Here is a 20,213-nt window from a genome sequence, read left to right as displayed (position 1 = left end):
CTCTCTGTCGCCAGAGAGGGGTTTTCCTTTTAGCGTTTCATCTGTGACAGAATCGCCTGGCACTGGTTCTCTTCGCCTTCTGATGGAGAGATCAGCGCCAGTAGCGCGGCGGCTGGCGTCACCAGCGTTGCCAGCGCGGCCGCTACTGCGCCACGAGCAATTAGCGGGCCTGCTTTTACACCCGCCTGCGGATTTTTAAAACTGCCGCGCACATAGAGCGGTGAACGCAGCGTAACGATGCGCACCCCTTTGCTCTCCGGATTGATAGTCAGATCGAGCTGTTCAGAAGCCATGCTGGCGGTGCCGGTAATGTTGATCAGCGCGTTTTCCGTATCGAAGGCGAAGATCTGCGGGCGGGCAACGCCGTTAACCAGATCGAGGTTAGCTGCCGCACAGTTGACGCGCACCTCATCATCGCCAAACAGCTGACCAACCACATAGTTACCGACGTTGAGGCCGACAATCTCCATCAGGTTGCGGCTTATCAAGCCGTCATTCATCAGCAGCTTCAGGTTGCCGTTGCTGGTGCCGAGCAGAGCGGCAACCGAGTTGCCGACGCCGCGGAACTCAGCGTCGCCATTCATCTCACCAAGCGTTTTCTGCATCAATTCAACATCAGGCATCAGCTGTTTCAGCTTCAGCTTACGCGCCTGTATGCTGGCGCGGCCCTGCATCGGTTTCTTATCCCCTTCGAGGTGAATATTCGATGAGATAATGCCGCCCGCGAGGCCAAACTTCAGCGGTTGCAGGCGCAGGTCAGCATTTTTCAGCAGGATATGGGTCGTGAGATCGCTAATCGGCAGCGAAGAGCCGTGCTCAATGCGGCGGCCTTTAAAGCGCACATCCGCATCCATCACATTCCACTTATCGGTTTCAAAGCGGTCATAAGGCAGCACTTTGTCGGCAGGCTGCACCGATTTTTCACCCTTCTTCTGCTCCGATTTTTTCGACTGCTCGGCTCCTTTGCCGGAATCGACACCAATCAGCGGCCCGAGATCGGCCAGACGCAACTGGCGCGACTCGACATCGCCCTCCAGTTTCGGGCGCGGTTTGCCGTTGGTGTAGGTCAGCGTGCCGTGAATATCACTCTCGCCGATATGGCCGTTGAAGTTGCGATAGTCATAGACTGCGCCCTTGTCACCGTTGAGTTTCGCCACCAGCCGACCATCCGTTTCAAACGGTGGCGTATCGGGCAGCAGCACGCCGGTCAGCTCATAGAGATCGCCCAGCGAATCGCCGCCAAACTTCAGCTTCAGATCGACGCCGCCCATATTCATCGGATCCTTCACCGTGCCGACAAACGCCACACGCGTGTTTCCGGAGCGGAAATCCGCCTGCACCGGGAACGGCGTCGTTTCGCTGCGCAGCGACAGCATGCCACCGATTTTCCCTTCGCCGCTCAGCGGCTGGTTGTTGTAGCGCCCTTTCGCCTTCAGGCCAAAGACATAATCGCCCGCTTTGTTGCTGTCATCCTTTTTGCCAGTCACTTCGCTAAACGGCAGCGGTTTACCGAGCGGATCGACCTGAATGGTGATATCGGCGCGGCTCACCGCGTCATCAATGGCGATTCGCCCTTTATCAAACAGGATGTTATCGAGACGGAATGACCATGAAGAGGGTTGAGCGTTGGCATCGTTTTTCTCATCCGCTGCGAGAGTAAAGGTCCAGTTGTTGAGCTTTTCCGAGCGGCGAATCAGCCGCGCATCGGGCTGTTGCAGCTTGATCCAGGGCAGGTATACGGTTTTGGTAAACAGCGCTAACGGCGAAATTGTCGCGTCTACGCGCGGCAGATGCACCATGGTGATCTCATCGATCCCCGGCGGGTTGCCGAGAATAATATCTTCGGCGTGAATATGCGGCCACGGGATCCAGCTACGCCAGCCGGTCTCCTCTTTTTGCCGCGCCCAGTTGACGCCAAGATCGCCGCGGATCGCGAAGGGGCGATTCAGCTCAGTCGAGACTTTTTCATTAATGGTGGGTTTAAGCCGGTTCCAGTCAAATGTCGCAATGATGACGATGGCCACCACAATCACTAATAGCAGCGTCGACGCAACCGCCGTCACTATTTTGCCCGTTCTTGTCATTGTTATGCCTTTTCCTTTAAAGCCTTACCTCTCATAAAGATAGTAGACCTGACGGAAAGGGCAGCGGTTAAAGATCGAGTATCACATTCTCAAGGTTGGCTAAAGGAACCGGACGCGAGAGGAAATAGCCCTGTGCGGCGAAGGCGGGCGAGTTTTGCACATCGCGCCACTCCTCCAGCGTTTCGACGCCTTCGACGATCACGCCCTGGCAATAGTGGTTCATCAGTTGCAGCAGCAGGGTGAAGAGATTCTGCCCTTCCGGCGTTTTACGCAGCATCATAAAGAGCTCCCGCGCGACTTTAATGTAGTCGTAACGCACTTCGCTCAGGGCGGAGAAGTTAGCCATGCCGGTGCCGAAATCATCCAGCCACAGCGGGCCAATCTCACAGATGGAAGCAAACGACGAGTCCTGCGGTAAGCGGATATGCTCCACCAGTTCGAAGCGGATCCACGGCAGCGAATCGACCAGCGCCATGATGTCGCCATACTGCCGCATCGCCAGCAGCGTTGGGCCATCGACATTCACCGACGCCAGCACGCCATGCTGCGCAAAGAAATCTTTCTGCTTCGCCAGCAGCGCAAGCTGCTCATGCACCACATCAATGCGCTGGCGCACCGGCACTTCGGAGAAGTAACGATCGGGGGCGATTCGTTTTTCCGGCTGCGAGGGGTGGGTTACAACGGTCAGCACTTCAATCGCCATCAGACGACCATCAGTTTTATAGATGGGCTGGTAAGTGTACGCACGCTCACACTGCAGCCAGTAGCGGTGCTCATGCAAGCTTTCGACATTCATATGAGGAATGTCTGGCGGCTGATTGACCTGCTGTAACGTCATTTCTGCTGTCCTGTCGATGGGGATGACCTGGAGGAACTCGTCAAAAGGTTATCGGCGCTTGTTCAGATAACTTTACGTCAGCTTGCCCGGCAAAAAGGAAAAAGCATAGCGTGCTAATTGCAAGGAATAGGCGTTAGCTCAAAAAAATAGTGGAACGTTGTTTTAATATAGTTGACCACAAAACAGCCCCATCGCACACTAGCGATAATTTATCTGATTCAGGTTACGACTATGTCCAGGAAAATTGCCGTCATCGGCGAATGCATGATTGAGCTGTCACAAAAAGGCGCAGAAGTTAACCGTGGCTTTGGTGGCGACACGCTAAACACCTCTGTTTATATCGCCCGTCAGGTCAATCCGGCGGCGCTGGCGGTGCATTACGTGACCGCGCTCGGTACCGATAACTTCAGCCAGCAGATGCTCGATGCCTGGCAGCAAGAAGCGGTTGATACAAGCCTGACGCAGCGTATGGAGAACCGCCTGCCGGGTCTCTACTACATTGAAACCGACAGCAGTGGCGAGCGCACCTTCTACTACTGGCGTAACGAAGCGGCGGCGAAATTCTGGCTGGAGAGCGAGCAATCGGCGGCGATTTGCGAACAGCTGGCGACCTTCGACTATCTCTACCTGAGCGGCATTAGCCTGGCGATTTTAAGCCCCGGCAGCCGGGCAAAACTGCTTTCGCTGCTGAAAGAGTGCCGCGCCAACGGCGGCAAAGTGATTTTTGATAACAACTATCGCCCGCGCCTGTGGGCGAGCAAGGAGGAGACCCGCGAGGTCTATCAGCAGATGCTCGCCTGTACCGATATCGCCTTCCTGACGCTGGATGATGAAGATCTGCTCTGGGGCGAGCAGCCGGTAGAGACGGTGATTGAGCGCACCCAGCGCGCGGGCGTCAACGAAGTGGTGATCAAGCGCGGCGCGGATTCCTGCCTGGTGGCGATTGCCGACGAAGCGGTAATTGAGGTTCCGGCGGTGAAGCTGCCGAAAGAGAAGGTGATCGATACAACCGCAGCGGGCGACTCCTTTAGCGCCGGCTACCTTGCCGTGCGCCTGACCGGCGGTGACGCTTCCGAAGCCGCAAAACGCGGACATCTTACCGCCAGCACCGTTATCCAGTATCGCGGTGCGATTATTCCGCGCGACGCGATGCCGGAGTAATAGCGTTAAGTCGCCCCGTCGTTATGTGGGGCGACCTGTTTTAGTTCTTTAACGCACTCACCACCAGCCTGTTACCCTGCTTCGATACTGCGAACCGAGCCTCATATGAACGTAACCCTGTCCTCACAGAGACGTTATATTTATTGCCCTCTTTGAAGGCAAAGGCTTCCAGGCCAGAAATGCATTTGCCAGGCTCAAGCAACTGTGGCGCTGTAGCGTATGATTTTTCATAGACATAGTGTGTCGTGCTGTAATCCCACACCGATACCGCCAGAATCTTTTCCCTGGCATCCGGTTTGTCGACTGACACGCAGAGCTGGTTGTTCACTACAGTGGATTGCGCGATGCGCATATTAATGCGATCGCCCATCGGGCAGCCCGCCAGCAAGAGAGGAAGCAGAAGCGCGAAAGCGTTTTTCATCACAATAACCCTGTTTTCGATGAACAAGCAAAAGTTAAAACGGAGCCGCGTCCCCGGCTCCGTTTTATGCTGAGTTATTGCTGCGGCGGGATATCCGACACGTCTGGGTGCACATCGTCGCTGGCGGCGGCGGGTGCGGCGGTCTGCGGTTTCATCACCTCCTCCCACGTTGCCTGTAGCTCCTGCATGTTATGCTCCGGCTCGCCTTTTGGCTGCGTCAGCACCAGTGTCATATCTTGCGACAGCTGCTGATGCAGATCCTGATTTAGCATCTGCGGGGTCAGGTTGTCGAGAAAACGCTGGCGCAATTTCTGATACTGCTCCGGCGCGATATCCACCACCTGATTTTGCAGAGAGCGCATCCGCTGGCTGATGAGAATATCGGTATCGGCGCGCGCATAAGTCGCGAACAGCTTTTGCAGTTCAAGGGATTTCTGCGCAATCAGCGCTTTAAGCTCCTCTTCCGGCAGCCCTTTTTCCCGCACTTTCGCCAGCTCGCGCGCAATCACGCCGGTGTTGGCATTCAGCTTATCATTTGGCGAATCGACGTTAATGGCGCACTGCGCACGCTGGAACAGCACGCGGCAGTCGAAGCCGAGGCTCAAATCTTTGGCGTTGTTCTTGTTGAGGCTCTGCTGAACGTGCCAGAAGAGCGCTTCACGGGCTAAATCCGCCCGCCAGTAGCGCTCCAGCTCCGCCGATTCACGGATCGGTTGCCATGCCGACTCCCACATGATCGACAGACGATCCTGGTTGACCGCCTCACTCATCAGGCTTACCGGCTGATGCGGCAGCGGCGAAAGCGTCGCCACCGGCGTTGGCGTCTGGCGTTTGCCTTTCAGCTCGCCAAAGGTTTTGGTGATCTGCTCGGCGACCGCGCGGCTATCGACGTTGCCAACCACAATCAGCGTCATCGCATCTGGCGTGTACCATTTGTCATAAAAATCTTTTAGCTGCGCGGCATCGACCGGCGCTTTCACCTCGGCCGCCGGATCGTGGCTCAGCAGCGTCGACCCTTTCAGGCGGTAGCGCCACCAGCTCTCTTTGGTGTCGGCAGGCCAGGTCGCGACCATATCATTGCTGCTCAGCGCGTAATTGACTGTTTCAGGGGTAATAGTGAGCTTCCCGGCGGCATCGGCCAGGTAGACCATTGCCTCTTTCAGCAGATCGCTGCGGTTATTCGGCAGACTGAGGTTATAGAGCGTGTATTCGTAGGAGACCAGCGCCGGCGGCAGCGGGCGTTTTGGGTCAATGCCCTGTTGCCAGAGAGATCGCACCTGCGCCGGTTCGAGGCGGCCGCTATGGGTTAAGGCAACGCGGGGAATAACGTGGCTGAAACCGCTCTGCTGCGCATTTTCGGTGAGCGAGCCGGTATCAATTGAGAGACGGATTTCAATACGATCGCTGGGGCGCTGCGGTGTGGAGAGAACCTGCCACTGGAAACCATTCGCCAGCTTGCCTTGTTGCCATGCCGGATCGGGCTGGAGCGCCTCTGCCTGCACATAACCGGCCGCTGCCAACATCAGCAACCCGCCTGTTAACAATCGAATTTTTGTGCCCTGCATGAGAACCCCTAATCAACATTCCTGGTTAAAAAGTATGCCGCCCATAGGTCAATGGACAGACATAAAACACTCCGCTTTTAGACCGCAGGAAACGCAAAACGTCACAGCGCGAAGTGAAGAATCCCGAAAATTCAGCGTGAATTGTGACGGAAGCAAGGGGGTAATTATGCTTAGCTGCCCGTAGTCAGACAAGGACTACGGGCGTAAGTCTTGAAATTATGAAGAAATTTCTGACGTTTTTGCGGCGCTGGTTCGATTATTAAGCGTATCGTTGAGCTGTTTTTCATCCAGCTCTTTAACCCATTTCGCCACCACAATCGTCGCCACGCCGTTACCAACCAGGTTAGTCAGCGCACGCGCTTCGGACATAAAACGGTCGATACCGAGGATCAGCGCCAGGCCCGCAACCGGCAGGTGGCCGACCGCAGAGAGCGTCGCCGCCAGCACGATAAAACCGCTACCCGTCACCCCGGCCGCCCCTTTGGAGGAGAGCAGCAGCACCACCAGCAGGGTGATCTGATGGAAAATATCCATATGGCTGTTAGTCGCCTGGGCGATAAACACCGCCGCCATCGTCAGGTAGATGGAGGTGCCGTCCAGGTTAAAGGAGTAGCCCGTCGGGATGACCAGACCCACCACCGATTTGCGGCAGCCCAGGCGCTCCATCTTCTCCAGCATGCGCGGCAGCGCCGATTCCGAGGAGGAGGTCCCCAGTACAATCAGCAGCTCTTCGCGGATATAGCGGATGAATTTGAAGATGTTGAACCCGGTCACGCGGGCGATAGAGCCCAGCACAATTACCACAAACAGGATACAAGTGGCGTAGAAGCAGATGATCAGCTGACCCAACTGCACCAGCGAGCCGACGCCATATTTACCGATGGTAAAGGCCATCGCACCAAACGCACCGATGGGTGCCAGGCGCATAATCATATTGATGATGCCGAAAATCACCTGCGAGAAGCTTTCGATGACATTAAAAATCAGCTGGCCTTTGTGGCCCAGGCGATGCAGGGCAAAACCAAACAGCACAGCGAAGAGCAGCACTTGCAGGATGTTGCCGCTGGCAAACGCGCCAATTACGCTCGCCGGGATGACATCCATAATAAACGCCACAATCCCCTGCGATTGCGCCTGTTCGGCGTAAACCGCCACCGCCTTGGCATCAAGCGTGGAGGGATCGACGTTCATCCCTGCGCCGGGTTGCACGACGTTGACGATAATCAGGCCGATGATCAGCGCCAGCGTACTGACAATTTCAAAGTAGAGCAGTGCCACCGCGCCGGTACGCCCGACCGCTTTCATACTCTCCATCCCGGCAATACCGGTAACAACGGTACAGAAGATAACCGGCGCGATGATCATCTTGATGAGCTTCACGAAGCCATCACCAAGGGGTTTCATCTGTGCGCCGAGTTCAGGGTAGTAATGGCCAAGCAAAATACCGATAGCGATCGCTGTCAGGACCTGAAAGTAGAGACTTTTAAACAGGGAGGTTTTCATAAGGTGTCCTTGAGATTAACCTCAGGCTTTATAGGGTTTTCGGTTAGCCTGCGGATTAAAAATAACACCCGTCTAACATGACAGAAATGTGCTTACGGCGTTTCTGAAACAAGAATGTTAAAAACTTTGAGCTGACTCGCACAATCTCGTAACAAAGTAACTATTTTAATCAGCGCCCAAATAGCGCTTCTCAAAAGCATCCGGCGACACCACTTCATCCGCGCCAGAAAAGGGCTGAGGTTCGCAGAGATCGAGCCGCAACCTCTGGGGCGGAAGATCGTAGTGCCGCAACCGCTCAGCCACGCTGGCAACCTTCGCCTGCTGCAACAGCGCTTCGGCAGGCAGGGCCACCGCCAGCGGCAGGGTAATGCCCCGCGCCTGCCAGTCGGCCAGCAGGTGGCACGCCTCTTCCAGCAACCAGTCGCACACCTTGCCGGTCAGCCCGCAGGCTTCGATTTGCGCGAACAGCGCCGCGTCTGCGACCTCATTATCATCAGGTTTGCGTAAACGTAGCAGCGCGCGGGCGCTGACCACTTCGCCAGCTGGCTGCGCGCGCAGCGGCTGCAGCCAGAGCGCAAAACGCTGCTGCTCAAAGGCTGAGAGAATTTCAGCCTCCTGCGACAGCCAGCGTAGGGCTGCGTCACGCTGCTCTGCATCAAAGAAGTGGATCTGGTTTTTGCCCGTGCGCTGGGCGGCGGCAAGCGCGGATGTGGCCTGCTGCAAAAGTGCCTGGGCAGAGTGTGTGCTGCCCGTCATCGCCACACCAAGATTGGCGTGCGGGCGCAGCTGAATACCTTTCAGCGGCACACGCTCGTTGATAACCGTGAGCACTTGCTTACTTAATTTCATCGCCTGCCAGGGTGCTTCGATAGCGGGCGCGAAGAGGGCGAAATCGCTGATATTAAGCTGCGCCAGCATCATGCCCGGCGACAGCACCGATTTAAGTTTCTCTACCAGCGTCAGGAGCAGCACTTCTCGCTGATCTTCATGCAGGACGCCGGCGGTATCGCGCAGAGTGTCGCTGGAGATAATTAACAGCGCCGCGCGCGTATCGGCGGCCACGGCCTGCTCAAGCAGGGCCAGCAGAACGGCTTTATTCGGCAGTTCAGAGACCGGGAAGCGAACCGATTGCGCATGGCTCTCCTCCTGCTGATGCTGCAGCTGCTGCTGGTTGCGGTTATAGCTGCGCACGATGCGGCCAATTTCATCATCTTTATGGTGACGCGGTAGCGGCAGCTGGTGGCCGGGCAGCGCCTGGGGCGGGATCTCATCCAGCTCGCGGGCGATTTTACGCAGCGGGTGCATCACCAGCCGGTTGATACACCAGGTGAGCGCCACGGTGAGCATTAACGTCAGCAGTAAGTAAGCCGTCACTAACGTCGACAACGTACTGATCACAAACTTATAGACGCGGTAGGAGTCTGCCTGCAGCACCAGGTAGGCCAGCGGCTGCGGGTTGACCGGGCGCTCCAGCGAGTAGATGGGCAGTGAAATCTGGATCGGCAGCTCAAACATGCGGGTGATAGTCACCGGCACCGGGCGCTCGGGAATAAAGCGCATGCGCAGCGCCTGGAACTGGTTGGGCAGCATCACGTCGGCGCGGCTTACCACCCCGGCGGGTTTAATCTGTTTGATGATCGCTTCAGCTTCAGGAATATCCGCCTTTAAAATTGCTGCCGAGAGGGGTTCGCGCACAGAGCGGGCGATACTTTCCAGTTGTGTAGCCGTGTTATAGCGATTCTGCTGCAGGAAATGGAACAGCAAAATGACGCAAAAAATAAGCACAAAGAACATGGAGACAACAGCAACCATGGCCATTTGTTTGATGGTTAAAGAACGGCTAACACGCAAAATCACTCTCCAGAGAAACAATCGGCGCAGAGGATGGGTCAGGATGACTCTGCCGCCAGAGTATACTCTATCGCGATGCGATTAAGATAAGGGACTACGCAGATTCTCATTGGCCCGCGAGTGGCGCAAAAAGTAGTAATAACGCTTTGAATCTTATGCGTTTAATCGCCGCGCAACGCAGCCAATGCGCGGCGATCTTCCGCCAGGAATAGTCTATTTTTACCAGTCAGCCTGTGGCACCAGCGGTTGCAGCGGCATATCCATGTCGCCCTGCCAGCCCGCGCCGGAGTAGCGCACATAAATCATCCCGTGGCTTGGGGTGTAATCTTTCGCCTGCTGAATATCAATGCCCGCACCGACAAACCAGTTATTGGTCACCCGCCGCTCAACCAGCGCACGTGCGGTATAACCAAAGCCGTTACTGTGGCTTCCCGTCTCCGGCACGCCGCGCAGCTGGTCGCGGAAATCCGCCGGAAGCAGGCCAGCACGCGGATAGCGCGGCATGGTTTTGTTACGCGAGTGCGACCATGAAGCGGAACCGCCCAGCTCCCACGACCAGTTCTCCGTGCGTTCTCGCCACAGCACCGGCACCGCAAAGGAGAGGTACTCCTGCGGGCTGTAGTAACCGCCCTGGCCCAGCGTGTAGTTGCTCAGATCTTTGTCGTAGTGCCAGATCATGTTGTTCAGGCCAACCGTGACGCGCCGATTGTTCTCATTAATCAGCTTGTAGTAGTAGCCAGTCATCCAGCGCACGCGCCAGTTGTCGTCGACGTTTTTCCCCTGCAGCGTATCCGCGCCGAGACTTGCCCAGACGCCATTGGCTTCACCCTTATCGTAACTAAGGCTCAGTGTCCCGCCGTTGGCGCGCACCCCGCCCCAGGTCTTCCCGGTGTTGGGATCTTTCTGCCCGCCAAAGGCCAGCAGCGAGCTGGAGATGGCGCGGCGGTGCAGATCAACGGTGTAACCGAGCGGCCCGACATCCCCGCTGTAGCTCACGCCGCCAACCACATCGACAACGTTAAAACCCATCGGCGTGGTGCCGATATCCATTTCCCAGCGCTCATTACGCCAGCCTGCGCCAATGCTGACGCCGCGATCGGACTGATGGCGGTTACCACCCACACAAGCAATGTCTCCGCAGGTACCGAAGTTCGGGCTGTAGGAGCCATCGGCGTTCTGGCTGAAGGTACCAACATCCATATTCACCATGTCAGCACGCAGCAACAGCCGCCCGTCCGCCAGCGGCGTATCCGCCTGCAACATGGTGGTGTGGCCTTTCAGATCGGAATAACCGCCGGTGCCGCTGGAGCCGGAGTACTCATGCTGCAACGTGACGTTAAGATCCTGCTGGCGATAGAGATCCGCCGCATCGCTGCGCACGCCGCGCTTCAGCCAGTCATCGCGCTCATCGTTACGCGTCAGGCGCGTAAAGGTGTCGTTATCGGCAGGGCGCTGCGGCGTAATGCCTGCGGCAACCATCGCCTCTTTATAGCGCTCCAGCGCCTGCTGCGGCGCGCCGTTCTGCGCCTCAAACCGTGCGGCATCGCGCAGCACCAGCGCGCTCTCCATCGACGGCGGCTGCGCTTTGGCCTGCGGCACAATAACGCTGAAGATGCGTTGTGCGCTGGCACTGTCGCCAAGCTGATTCTCTACCAGCGCCAACCGCCGCTGAGTGTTGATTGAGGGCGGCTCGCCGGTCGCTGAGGCCGCAGGCAGTTTTGCCAGCTGCGCCCGCGCCGCCAGCGGATTGCCGCTGTAGGCGTAGAGTTCAGCCAGCCCAAGCAGGGCCTCTTCGTTAGCCGGTTCGCGCTTGAGCGCACGCTGATAGTAATCTTGCGCCTCGCTGGCATCGCCGCGCTGCTGCGCCCAGTCGGCGAGGGTTAAATCGAGCCGCGTGCTGGCTGGCTGCTGGTTTAACAGCGCGATAGCTTCATCTTCATGGCCGCTGTCACGCAGACGGTTGGCCCGCTCCAGCAGCTGATTGCTTTGCAGCCGGTCAGCCAGCTCCTGAATATTGCTGTTCCACTGCGATTTCGGCAGCGTATTGAGGTGGTTTAGCGCTGCCTGCGCCCGTTCGGTGCCGGAAAGGTAGAGCCCGTAGGCGTAAACCTGCTCCGCATCGCCCGCTTTCTGCGTCGCCAGCTGGCGCATCAGGCTGTCCGCTTCGCTCGCCTGCCCGGCCTGGCGCAGATCGCTTGCCAGCCGGTAGGTGATCCAGACGCTGCCCGGATCGAGCGCGAGCCGCTGGCGTTGCAGAGCGGCGGCCTGCGCCCACGCCCCTTTGCTCTCCAGCGCTTCAGCCTGCTGCGATAGATGGTCATTGGTCAGGCCGCGCTCAATATCGTCAATGCTGCGTCGCTGGCTGGCGTTAAGCGACTGAATAAAGCTTTCCGCTTTTTCCGGCGACTCGGCGCGGTAAATATTGGCCAGCCCGCGCACGGCATTGGTGTTCTCGCGGTCCATGCGCAGCGCCTGGCGGTAGAAGGTCTCGGCCGCCGCGTTATTTTTACGCGCCGCCGCCGCGTCGCCGAGGCCAAGTACCGCGTAGCTGTCGCTGTTATCCGTTGCTCTCGCCTGCTGGTAGTAACGCTCGGCCTGCGCCGGGTTATTGGCTTTTAACGCCGCATCGCCCTGCTGGATCAGCAGCCAGTAGCGGTTGGTTTGCAGCAGGCTATCCCACTTGCTGCGATTGCCGCTGTTCGGGTCCATAGCGATCGCTTTTTCAAACTGCGCCACTGCGCGGGCGCGATCGCCGCGTTGGGAATAGGCCTGGCCTAGTGCGCCGACGGCTTCGCTGTCGGCACTGTTAGCATTAACCGCCTGCTGTAGCTCACTAATCGCTTTTCCGCCCTGCCCGGCATCCACCGCCGCAAGGCCGGTGGCACGGGCGCGAAACGCCGGGTCAGCCAGCTGTTTTTGCTGCGCCGCCAGCAGGGAACGGGCGTTATCGACCGTGTCGCCAGCGGAGAAGAGGGTCAGAAAATGTTGTAATGCTTTCACGCTGGCATCGCTAACCGGCATGCGCTGGATCTGCTGATACCAGAGCCCGGCTGCGGTGTCGCGCCCGGCGTTCGATTTCGCCATCTCCTCCAGCAGCGCGTAGCCCTCGGCGTCGCGCCCGTCGGCAAACAGCATCTGCGCCAGACCGCCCTGCAGCTGCGCATTGCCGGGGTTACGGCTGTTCAGTGTCTGAAGTCGGCTGACCGCCTCGTTGTGGCGCGCCGGGACTTTTGCCACCAGCAGCCAGTACTCTACGGCAATATCACCCTCCGGCGGGTTGCCTTTAAACAGCGCGTCATAGGCGGCAATCGCCTCCTGGGTGTGGCCGGTGGTGGCCTGTAAACGCGCCTGTTGCAGCGCCTGGCGGCCTTCAGCCGAGGAGAGCGCCATTGTCGTTACCGACGCTTTGTAAGCGCTGGAGTCCGGTGCCAGCTGCTTTAAGCGGTCGAGCTGCTTCTGCGCACCGGCACTGTCGCCCTGGCGCAGCAGATAGCGCAAACGCGCTGCCACCACGTCAGGGTTATCGGGGTCGATCAGTTCAAGGCGGTAGAGTGACTGGCGCACCAGATCCTCGCGGCGGGCGCTTTCACCCAGCCGCACCTGCGACAGCAACTGCTGCTGCGCGCTGGTCGGCTCGGCCGCCCCGGCGGCAGGTGCCAGCGAGAGGCCGATGGCAACACAAAGAAACCTTACGACGAACTTGTGCATTCCGCGCCCCAGTCAGGTTGTAACTCACCGCGAGGGGTGAAACGAAAACGGTGTTGATCCCAGCCCTGTCCGAACAGCGTCAGCACCGCGCTAAAGTAGGCATCATCGCCGGGATAGTGGTCAGCAACGCGCTGGCGCTGCACGGCCTGTGCGTCGCGATCCTGCAGGAAGGGGAGCATTGAGGCGGAAAAACCGACCGGGCCATCGCCGCGGATCTGCCCGCTGGCAACATCCACCTTCTCCGGCACCACGCCATTTTTAATCGTCGCGGTCGCCATCGGCTTCAGTTTGTTGAGCAGGCGCGCTTTCTGTGTATCGGCATCATTCATCATCCCGACCCAGAGGTAAACGCGGATGGCATCGTAGCTGCTGATCAGTGTTTTACCAGGCTGCAACTGCCACCCTTTCCCCTTCTCATAGCGCACCCAGTCCGGCGAGAAGCCTTTCGGCGCGGTCTCCAGCAGCAGGCGCAGGTTGGTTTCACGCAGCGTCGACCACGGCGCGCCGAAGCGGGTGAAGTAGCTCGCCAACTGCGGCGGGAGGTAGCTCGGGTTAAAGCGCCACGTCGTCGGTTCAGCGAAACTGACCTTACCCGGCAGCAGCATGGAGCCCAGCCCCGGCACCGTGACCACTTCCTCTTTCGCAATCCGCGCCAGCAGGGCTTTACCCAGCTGAGTATAGCGATCCTCTTTCCACAGCCTGCCCGCCTCCAGCAGCGACCAGGCGATCCAGATATCGGCATCAGAGGCAGAGTTGGTGTCGAGCACCTCCCAGCTGTTATCGGCCTTCTTGCCCCACAGCCAGGCGGGAAGCTGCTTATTCAGCGAGCCTGCGGCGAGGTTATCTTCGGTCCAGCGCAATACTTTATCGAACATGGCGCGATCGTTAGCCGCCAGCGCGAAGAAGAGCGCATAACTCTGCCCTTCCGAGGTGGTGATTTTGCGCGAATCGCTCGGGTCAATAACGCGCCCGCCGTCGCTGATATAGGCCTGTTTAAAGTGGTCCCAGGCCGGCCAGTTACAGGCGGCGCGAACGTTCATCGCCGCCATCACCAGCATCGCCATCACCACCCAGCGTACGCTTTTCATTACCGTTTACTCATGATCCGAAGGGTCAAGACGGCGGCGGCTGATGATACGCAGCAGACGCCACAGCACCCACGCCATCAACACCACGCAGACCGCGGCCAGCACCGCCAGCAGCACCGGATGGTTCGCCAGCGCATACCAGATGCGCTCAAACCACGGCAGGTGGCCAACATAGTAAATATCGCCCACGCGCAGGCCGTTGACGCCTGATTCACGGATCACCGTTACCGAGCCGTAGATTGCCGCGCGCTTGCCGCTGTCGTTAATCGCGCCGTTCAGCAACTCATAACCGCGCGGGCTGTCGGCCAGCAGGGCCACTACGCTGCGCTGGTCGTTGTACGGCGACTGGAAGCCGATAATCGCCGCCATCGGGCCATTGGAGGTAATGCCGGTTTGCGCATCGGCCTGACGGTCGGCGGCATCCGGTACAATCGACGCGAACGGTGTCTGGCGCAGCGGGGTTTTTACCCAGCTCTGCGCGGCATTCACTAATAGGTCGATATGCTTATCATCTTTCAGCTCAGGCGGAATGGCACCGATAATCATAATATCGGCGTCTTTATCCTTGATCTGGTTGCCATCGTTGGTTAACTGCACGTTAATGGCCGGGAAACCGGTCTGCGCGCCCACCGTGCCCAACGAGTCAAGCAGCGTGGTGACCTGCGCCGGATTCGGCTGCGGCGGCGTCACGACGATGGTTTGCGATAGATCCGCCATACGGCTAAACGGGAAACCGGCGTTGGCAAAGGCGCGTAGATCCGGCATCGCGAGGAAGTGGTAATACTTCGAGAAGTCGATGGTGGAGTCATCGCCAATCACTACGCGGTTCGGCACCTGCTGGAAGGTGACGCAGTTTTCAATCGTGCCGCCCGGCATCGGGTTCATATACTGGAAATCGAAGCGCAGCTGGTTGACCGCGCCCAGCTTCAGCGCCGGGATTGAGACATCGGTTTTGCTGTCGAGCAGCCCTTGCAGTACCGGCAGGCGCAGCAGCAGGTTGTTGCTCTCCTGGTTGCCGGTCAGGTTGAAGTATTGCAGGTACTGATTATTGAGGCTGATATCCATGCGCGAGCCATCTTTGGTCGGCGGCGCGGTGTAGCGATAATTGAGGTTCATGTCGATGCCGTTACTGCGCAGCAGATAGAGATCCGGCGGCAGGTTCAGCGACAGGTTGATGGAGGACGGCTGGAGGCCGGTCGCCTGTAGCTGCTCTTCGTAGCCTTTTAGCTCGCCAAAGGTGACCGCACGGTCGGTGCGTACCCAGTTTGGCGCATCGTAAGGCTGGCGCGCCAGCAGCGGTTTCACCTCATCCACTGTCACGCTCTCACCGCGGAACAGCACATTGCCCTGGGCAATGCCTTTCGCCGCCTGCAGCAGATCCTTATCGTCACGTCCGCTGATCACCAGCAGCTTCAGGTAAGGGTTGTTTGGGTGGTTGACCATTGAGATGGTCGGCCCCTTCGCCGGCGGCAGATCTTTAAGGAAATCAGGGCGCTTGTCGTTGGTGGCGAAGATAATGGCATTGCTCTCCGGCAGCGCGTTATAGGAGACCGGGAAGGTCTGCCCGCGCCAGCCGGTGCGTGAACCGAACCACGAAGCAACAATCGCTGCCGCCTGCTGCTGGGTAATATCCGGAGCACTGGCGAAAACCACCGGCAGCGTCAGCGGGCGGTTATCACGCGGGTCATAGAACGGGATCGGGAAGTGGGAGAGATCGTTTTTCACCGACAGCTTCTGGTAGGTGAGATCGAGCGAACTGCTGCGCCCGATATCGAGCCACAGCGTTGAGCTGGCCGGGTTCTCACACACATCGCGGTAGTGGCCGACAAACTCCAGCCGCACGCGGTTAAAGTCGGTGATAAACAGCGGATTGATCGGCATCTGCGCCTGGGTTTTCTTACCCAGCTGCTCTTTCGTCACCGGCAGCACGCCCATCAGCTCATCGTTCAGGTAGACCTTCAGCTGCGACTGCACCGGTAACAGTGACGGCGATGGCGTGTACTCAAGATTGAGCACCGCATTGGAGACCACCTCATCGCTGCGCGTGCCGAACTCAATCCCGCCATTCGGGTTGATACCGCGCAGCACCATGCTGCCCGGCGGCGGCGCGATCTCGGCGAAGGTGAGTTTCACATCGCGCGACGGCGCATTGGCTGCCACCACGGGCGCATTCGCTCCCTGCACACCCGGCATCACCTGGCCGATAACGGTCTGGCCCTCTGTCGGCATGGTTGGCGTAACGCTCTCGGTCTCTCCCGGCGCAGGCGTGACCACCGGTTGAGTCGCTGGCGCGACGGCGGGCACGCTCGGCGCGGGTTGCGCCGGCGCTGCGTGGGTCATCATCGGGGCCAGCGTGCTCATCCCCACTGCCACTGCACACATCCAGGATAATTTTCTTTTCATCGCGTATTCATCATTGTTAAGCCAATCACGTCATCGGTTGCTGCACGGCCACATTCCGTTCCGGGCGGCGCGGAATAAATGACACCACCCAGGACACCAGCGCGGTGAGCGAGCGGAAAATCACTTTGACGGACGATGGAGCAAATTCCGCGAGATGGCGGTAGCCGCGGAAACCCAGTTTTAAAATATCCAGCAGGCTCTCCAGAGGTTTATCCTCCGGGAAGCTGTCCTGCCACAGCGCCCAGGTATCGGCGCGGGCGAAGGTACACTGCACAAAATCGATATGCTGTTTGGTGGTCAGCGGCAGCAGTTGCAGACCCACTTCGTTGCCGTTGACGCGCGCCACGGTTGCCGGGAAGGCATACTCTTGCTGGCCGCGTTTGAGCAGCAGGCTCACTTTCTGCCCCTCCAGCACCTGCGCCTGGCCATTGATCTTGATGCCCAGCCCACCGTCAGAGAAGTCCTGCACGGTACAGGAGAAGAGATGTCCATCTTCACGGGCAATGGCAGCAGGCATGGTCATTTCAACGCGGTGCGCCCGGCGCACCTGCTTGCTCTCTACCGACACCGCCACCGCGCCGCCGAGGATCACCATGTTGTAGAAGACCCACGCGATACTGACGAAGACGGTGAGAATTTCATTTTCCGGGCCGTAGAAGTAGCGCCAGATACCGACCGCCACGCCGAGCAGGTTGAGCAGCACCAGGAAGATATAGGGGCGCGAGATCACCCAGTCGACATACTCCTCTTCGACCAGCCCGCCTTTAGCGGTAACGTTGAACTTCCCTTTGTGCGGGTTAATCAGCGCCACCAAGGTTGGCGGTGCGATATACCACGCCAGCACCGTTTCGTAGATCTCACTCCAGAAGGAGTGACGGAATTTGCCCTGGATTTTCGAGTTGGTCAGGCTGGCGTGCACCATATGCGGCAGTACGAAGAGCGCGATCATGATCGCCGGGGCATAGATGATGTAGGCGTGCAGCAGCAGAAACGCCAGCGGCGCGGTCAGGAAGATAAGCCGCGGAATGCCCGACAAGAAGTGAAACATGGCGTTGACGTAGCAGAGCCGCTGGGCAAACTTCAGCCCTTTACCCATTAGCGGGTTATCGAGGCGGAAAATCTGCACCATGCCGCGTGCCCAGCGGATACGCTGGCCGATATGCGCCGAGAGGCTTTCGGTCGCCAGCCCCGCCGCCTGCGGAATGCGCATATAAGCAGAGGTGTTGCCGAGTCGGTGCAGACGCAGTGAGGTGTGCGCATCTTCCGTCACCGTCTCAACCGCAATGCCGCCAATCTGGTCCAGCGGCCCGCGGCGGATCACCGCACAGGAGCCGCAGAAGAAGGTGGCATCCCACATGTCGTTGCCATCCTGCACCAGGCCATAAAAGAGGGTGCCTTCGTTCGGCGTTTTACGAAAACGCCCGAGGTTGCGTTCAAACGGGTCCGGCGAGAAGAAGTGATGCGGCGTCTGCATCATCGCCAGCTTCTTCTCTTTCAGGAACCAGCCCATCGTCATCTGCAGGAAGGAGCGCGTCGGCACGTGGTCGCAGTCGAAAATCGACACGAACTCCCCTTTCGCATACTTGAGGGCATTATTGATGTTGCCCGCTTTCGCATGCTCATGGGTAGTGCGAGCAATGTACTCAACGCCGACCTGTTTGGCGAACTGGCGAAACTCTTCCCGGCCGCCATCATCAAGGATCCAGACCTTTAATTTCTCTTTCGGCCAGTCGATACCCAGCGAGGCGTAAATGGTGTTTTTCACCACGTTGAGATCTTCGTTATAGGTCGGCACGAAAATATCGACCGACGGCCAGAGCGACATATCTTTCGGCAGCGGCACCGGCTGGCGGTTAAGGGGCCAGATCACCTGGAAGTAGCCGAGCACCAGCACAATCCACGCGTAGGTTTCAGCAAACAGCAGCACCAGGCCGCACACCAGGCTGACGGGATCATCCCAGTTTAGCGTTGAGGTGTAGCGCCACCAGATATAGCGGCAAGAGACCGTCAGGGAGAGCACCACCAGCATCAGCACCGAGAAGCGCCCCGGAATGCGCCGCACCAGCAGCGCTACGCCCCACAGCAGAATCAAAAAGACGAATTGTGACAGCGGGTTAAAGGGCTGGGTAATACATAAGATGGCGAGCAGAAAAGAGAAGACCACCACGGTGCCGAGAATAATACGCCGCACTTTCGGGTTGATGTGCCCCAGCTCTTTTTTATGGTCCAGATGTCCGGTGCGCTGCGTCATGCGCTCCGGCAGCGTTTCAAGGAAGTGGTGCCAGCGCCCGCGCAGCACGCGCATACGGGCAAAGTGCTGGCGACGCGGCGATCGCGGCGCACCCAGCGGGAGCGTCACCATCAACCACAGGGTCTGAATCAGGTAGCGCGCCGGGTCGAGCGGGCGCGGGCGGTCGGGATCGATATGCGGAAACCAGTGGTTCTGCTGCGCGCGCAGCTGCTGCCAACGCGGGTGCTCCAGCGGGATAAACACCCAGGCGAGGATCGCCCAGAAACAGCCCAACGCGGCGCTAAAGCGCGGTGCGCCATGATCGCGGTAGTGCTGAAAGCGCGCATTCAGCCGCGCGCTCACCGGCGGAATAAGCAGCCAGGTGGCAAGGCGACTCATGCCTCACTCCCCTGAGCGGCAGGTGCGAAATGGAGCAGGCACCAGTTGGCAAGTGTCAGGATCTCCTCTGCCGCCAACGCATCGCTGCGGTATTCACCGAGCGGTTGCTTGGCGGCCAGGCACTCTGCCATCGCCTCATCACGGTGAATCACCATCGGCATCATGCGCGGCTGGCTTTGCAGCCACACCTGCCAGAGATCATCCTGTAACTGGCTGCCAATGCGCAGATCGTTAATTAACAGATGCGCGCCGGTGGGCAGCGGCTGCTGGTGCAGGCGCACATGGCAGTTGGTATCGGGTTTGATAACGGTAAAGAGGTTGTCGCAGAGATCGATAAAGTGCCGCGCCAGCGGTGATACGCCGTGCGGCAGGTCAATCAGCACCCATTGATAGTGCTGCTGCGTCTTTAAGCTTTTCAGCGCAGAGGTCAACTGTGCGGCCACGGCGTCAAGCTGCGCGGCATTCTCCCACTCGTTTGCCGCCAGGCGGCCAAACGGCAGCAGGTCGAGCTGCGTGGTATAGCGCATACCGGCATCGCGCCACTCGTTGCCATCAAGCAGCGACCGCGCCCAGCCGGTTGGGTTCTCATACTCGACATTAAATGAGAGGCGCAGAAGGTTATCCGGGCAGGCATCAATTACCAGCACCGACTCACCTAAGAGTTGCAGTGACCAGGCCAGAGCCGCAGTGATCGAGGTCGTCCCCACGCCACCACGGATCCCCTGTAGTCCCAAGATGGTCATCCACGGATCCTTTATTGTTGACGGGCTAATTCAGCCAGCAGCGGCCAGCGCTTAATCGCGGCAGCCAGTTGTTCGCGCTGGGAAATATCGGCATAGTCGATTTCAGGCAGGGAAAATACCCGGCTAAGCACCAAAAAATCGTTCTGGAATGTGTAACCCAGAGTCGGGTCAGATTGCGTAACGGGTTCATTTTTTTTCATGTTGGCCCGATCCCAGTTG

At 58.5% G+C, this 20,213-nt stretch carries 12 protein-coding genes and 1 pseudogene; 1 reads left to right on the top strand and 12 read right to left on the bottom strand.

Features of this window, described 5'->3' with window-relative positions:
- Nucleotides 1-29: 29 nt before the first annotated feature.
- Entirely contained in the window at nt 30-2,084 is a 2,055-nt protein-coding gene (locus HF650_RS01130) for an AsmA family protein (RefSeq protein WP_187800839.1), read from the bottom strand.
- A 67-nt stretch (nt 2,085-2,151) separates the two neighbouring features.
- Nucleotides 2,152-2,922, bottom strand: coding sequence for a cyclic-guanylate-specific phosphodiesterase (pdeH, locus tag HF650_RS01125; protein WP_187800838.1), 771 nt, complete (start codon nt 2,920-2,922; stop codon nt 2,152-2,154).
- A 231-nt stretch (nt 2,923-3,153) separates the two neighbouring features.
- On the opposite strand from pdeH, the gene HF650_RS01120 reads away from it, so the two are divergent.
- Nucleotides 3,154-4,083, top strand: coding sequence for a sugar kinase (locus tag HF650_RS01120; RefSeq protein ID WP_187800837.1), 930 nt, complete (start codon nt 3,154-3,156; stop codon nt 4,081-4,083).
- Between the two features lie 40 nt (nt 4,084-4,123).
- Here the strand turns inward: HF650_RS01120 and HF650_RS01115 are convergent, their stop codons facing one another.
- The 10 genes and pseudogenes from HF650_RS01115 to bcsR all read right to left on the bottom strand — a co-directional run bounded on the left by HF650_RS01115 (nt 4,124) and on the right by bcsR (nt 20,194).
- Entirely contained in the window at nt 4,124-4,504 is a 381-nt protein-coding gene (locus tag HF650_RS01115) for a putative T6SS immunity periplasmic lipoprotein (protein ID WP_223284247.1), read from the bottom strand.
- A gap of 74 nt (nt 4,505-4,578) precedes the next feature.
- Entirely contained in the window at nt 4,579-6,069 is a 1,491-nt protein-coding gene (locus HF650_RS01110) for a pitrilysin family protein (protein WP_187800835.1), read from the bottom strand.
- A gap of 216 nt (nt 6,070-6,285) precedes the next feature.
- Complete coding sequence (locus HF650_RS01105; RefSeq protein WP_124967047.1) at nt 6,286-7,572, bottom strand: dicarboxylate/amino acid:cation symporter; 1,287 nt, start codon at nt 7,570-7,572, stop codon at nt 6,286-6,288.
- 240 nt (nt 7,573-7,812) lie between these two features.
- Nucleotides 7,813-9,423: pseudogene (locus tag HF650_RS01100) on the bottom strand (EAL domain-containing protein); the annotation flags it as partial.
- 219 nt (nt 9,424-9,642) lie between these two features.
- Nucleotides 9,643-13,131: a cellulose synthase complex outer membrane protein BcsC gene (gene bcsC / locus HF650_RS01095; protein WP_187800833.1), complete on the bottom strand. Its 3,489-nt coding sequence runs from the start codon at nt 13,129-13,131 to the stop codon at nt 9,643-9,645.
- Nucleotides 13,113-14,219: a cellulose synthase complex periplasmic endoglucanase BcsZ gene (bcsZ, locus tag HF650_RS01090; protein WP_187800832.1), complete on the bottom strand. Its 1,107-nt coding sequence runs from the start codon at nt 14,217-14,219 to the stop codon at nt 13,113-13,115. The genes bcsC and bcsZ overlap by 19 nt, the downstream gene beginning before the upstream one ends.
- Nucleotides 14,220-14,225: 6 nt before the next feature.
- Nucleotides 14,226-16,622, bottom strand: coding sequence for a cellulose biosynthesis cyclic di-GMP-binding regulatory protein BcsB (bcsB, locus tag HF650_RS01085; protein ID WP_187800831.1), 2,397 nt, complete (start codon nt 16,620-16,622; stop codon nt 14,226-14,228).
- A gap of 25 nt (nt 16,623-16,647) precedes the next feature.
- Nucleotides 16,648-19,251: a UDP-forming cellulose synthase catalytic subunit gene (gene bcsA, locus HF650_RS01080; protein WP_187800830.1), complete on the bottom strand. Its 2,604-nt coding sequence runs from the start codon at nt 19,249-19,251 to the stop codon at nt 16,648-16,650.
- On the bottom strand, nt 19,248-19,994 hold the full coding sequence (gene bcsQ / locus HF650_RS01075; RefSeq protein ID WP_187800829.1) for a cellulose biosynthesis protein BcsQ: 747 nt from the start codon (nt 19,992-19,994) through the stop codon (nt 19,248-19,250). Before bcsQ ends, bcsA begins: the two co-directional genes overlap by 4 nt.
- Nucleotides 19,995-20,005: 11 nt before the next feature.
- Nucleotides 20,006-20,194, bottom strand: coding sequence for a cellulose biosynthesis protein BcsR (gene bcsR, locus HF650_RS01070; protein WP_023482010.1), 189 nt, complete (start codon nt 20,192-20,194; stop codon nt 20,006-20,008).
- Nucleotides 20,195-20,213: the final 19 nt, after the last annotated feature.

It is taken from the genome of Kosakonia sp. SMBL-WEM22 (assembly GCF_014490785.1).
Lineage (GTDB): Bacteria > Pseudomonadota > Gammaproteobacteria > Enterobacterales > Enterobacteriaceae > Kosakonia.
The sequence above is the reverse complement of the archived record's forward strand: the minus strand, read 5'-3'. Positions and strand labels throughout refer to the sequence as shown.

Bases quoted from the DNA above. Each gene is read 5' to 3' on its own strand.
- HF650_RS01130 (WP_187800839.1), bottom strand. From the start codon at position 2,084: ATGACAAGAACGGGCAAAATAGTGACGGCGGTTGCGTCGACGCTGCTA.
- pdeH (WP_187800838.1), bottom strand. From the start codon at position 2,922: ATGACGTTACAGCAGGTCAATCAGCCGCCAGACATTCCTCATATGAAT.
- HF650_RS01120 (WP_187800837.1), top strand. From the start codon at position 3,154: ATGTCCAGGAAAATTGCCGTCATCGGCGAATGCATGATTGAGCTGTCA.
- HF650_RS01115 (WP_223284247.1), bottom strand. From the start codon at position 4,504: ATGAAAAACGCTTTCGCGCTTCTGCTTCCTCTCTTGCTGGCGGGCTGC.
- HF650_RS01110 (WP_187800835.1), bottom strand. From the start codon at position 6,069: ATGCAGGGCACAAAAATTCGATTGTTAACAGGCGGGTTGCTGATGTTG.
- HF650_RS01105 (WP_124967047.1), bottom strand. From the start codon at position 7,572: ATGAAAACCTCCCTGTTTAAAAGTCTCTACTTTCAGGTCCTGACAGCG.
- bcsC (WP_187800833.1), bottom strand. From the start codon at position 13,131: ATGCACAAGTTCGTCGTAAGGTTTCTTTGTGTTGCCATCGGCCTCTCG.
- bcsZ (WP_187800832.1), bottom strand. From the start codon at position 14,219: ATGAAAAGCGTACGCTGGGTGGTGATGGCGATGCTGGTGATGGCGGCG.
- bcsB (WP_187800831.1), bottom strand. From the start codon at position 16,622: ATGAAAAGAAAATTATCCTGGATGTGTGCAGTGGCAGTGGGGATGAGC.
- bcsA (WP_187800830.1), bottom strand. From the start codon at position 19,251: ATGAGTCGCCTTGCCACCTGGCTGCTTATTCCGCCGGTGAGCGCGCGG.
- bcsQ (WP_187800829.1), bottom strand. From the start codon at position 19,994: ATGACCATCTTGGGACTACAGGGGATCCGTGGTGGCGTGGGGACGACC.
- bcsR (WP_023482010.1), bottom strand. From the start codon at position 20,194: ATGAAAAAAAATGAACCCGTTACGCAATCTGACCCGACTCTGGGTTAC.